The sequence below is a fragment of the Peptoniphilus koenoeneniae genome (genome assembly GCF_030812875.1).
GTDB classification, from domain to species: Bacteria; Bacillota; Clostridia; order Tissierellales; family Peptoniphilaceae; genus Peptoniphilus_B; species Peptoniphilus_B koenoeneniae.
This window is the reverse complement of the sequence record NZ_JAUSTN010000016.1, coordinates 1-1,636: the sequence shown is the minus strand read 5'-3', so window position 1 is coordinate 1,636 and position 1,636 is coordinate 1. Positions and strand designations below refer to the sequence as shown.

Annotated in this window: 1 protein-coding gene; it reads right to left on the bottom strand. The window is 30.6% G+C overall.

Annotation, left to right across the window (positions count from 1 at the left end):
- Window positions 1–186: 186 nt before the first annotated feature.
- Window positions 187–1,356 carry an IS110 family RNA-guided transposase gene (locus J2S72_RS08700; protein ID WP_023054965.1) on the bottom strand — a complete coding sequence of 390 codons (1,170 nt, stop codon included), beginning with the start codon at window positions 1,354–1,356 and terminating at the stop codon, window positions 187–189.
- Window positions 1,357–1,636: the final 280 nt, after the last annotated feature.

Here is a 1,636-nt window from a genome sequence, read left to right as displayed (position 1 = left end):
AGAAAGACTAACTATTAAAAGTCAAGAGGTAAAATGCTAAAAATATAAGAATTGATATTGATAAAAACTGAATAAAAATAAGCATGAAAAAATACCCTAGAGTTTAAGAATTTAAAAATAGGGTTAGCAAGGTTTTTAACCTTAAAATTGTAATTTTTTCAAAAATCAGTTTGCAATAAAACAAAACTAATTTTGTACTTGATAAGGTTCATCTTTAGTAAGAACAGCAAAAATAGTATGACAAAGCTTTCTAGCAACAGCATTGGTAGCAACTAGATGATGTTTTCCTTCACTAATCTTTTTTTGATAATAATCTGAGAAAACAGGATCACAAAATTCAGCTCTAAGAGCGGATTGAAAAAGAGCACGCCTTAAGTAAGGAGAACCTCTTTTACTCATATGATTGTAAGTAGATTCATATTCTCCAGACTGAGAAACGCTAGCATCCAAACCAGCATAAGCGACAAGTTTAGAAGGATTAGAAAATCTTTTAATATCTCCAATCTCACCTAATATAGTAGCTGCATTAACAGAACCGATACCTGGAATAGTAGTAATTGGAGAATTAAGTTTTTCAAGCAATAGTTCAATTTCATTTTCAACATCAGAAACCTGCTTTTGAATAAAAGAAATTTGCTCAATAAGTATTTTGATCTGAAGACTAAATGAATCCAGACAGAAATTAATACCAAAAGAAGAAGAAGCCTTTTTAGAAAGCTCATCAATCTTCTTAGAAGCATAGTTTTTCTTAGAAACAGATTCAAGAAAAGTATTCAAATCATCAGAATTAATATCCTCAAAATCAGAAGGAGTAGAGAAATTTGAAAGAATTTCCTTAGAAGTCTTCCCAAAAATATTACTAAAAGAAGAGGCATATTCAGGAAAAACTTGATCTAAAAGTGCAATAGTTTTTCTTTTAAGATCGCCAATTGAAGAAATGAGGTAAGACCTAAATCTGGAAAGATTTCTCAAAGACAAATAATCTTCATTAGAAAGCGAAGTCTCAACGAAATCTCCATATCTAAGAAGATCAGCTATTAAAAGAGAATCAATAACATCAGTTTTTCTCTTTCTAATCTCAATACCTTGTCGCCAACCGTCAGTTTGGATTGGATTGATAACACGAACAGTAAAGTTTTTTTCGACAAGATATGAGTATAGAGATAACCAATAATGACCTGTAGCTTCCATAGCAACTTCAAGTTCATTTTTGAAAGCTTCTAGTTTAAGGATTAAACTCTCAGCACCATCAATGGAATTTGAAAAAGAAAAAGCCTTAAAAATAACCTTTTTCTTGTCATCAACTAATGAAGCAACATGAGTATTTTTGCCAATATCGATACCTAAATAAAACATTTGAACCTCATAAAAAAGTATTTTAGATAGACACCTCAAAATCTAATAACGTTACTGCCTTATGGTATATACGAAGTACCCTGAAAGGGTCAACATCTAACTTATTCGTAAACAGTTAAAAGATTAGAGGACTCACTCTTTCAATTACGAGATTAAATCTCAAGGAAGTGACGAGTACACTCTATCTAATAACAATATTATACAGCAAACCTGAATAATACTTAGTCGAAAAAGGGTTATAGGTTACCTTTAACAACCTAAATACATTATATAAGGAAGT

What these genes read in the sequence shown, in the direction of transcription:
- J2S72_RS08700 (WP_023054965.1), bottom strand. Translation starts at nt 1,356, where the DNA reads ATGTTTTATTTAGGTATCGATATTGGCAAAAATACTCATGTTGCTTCA.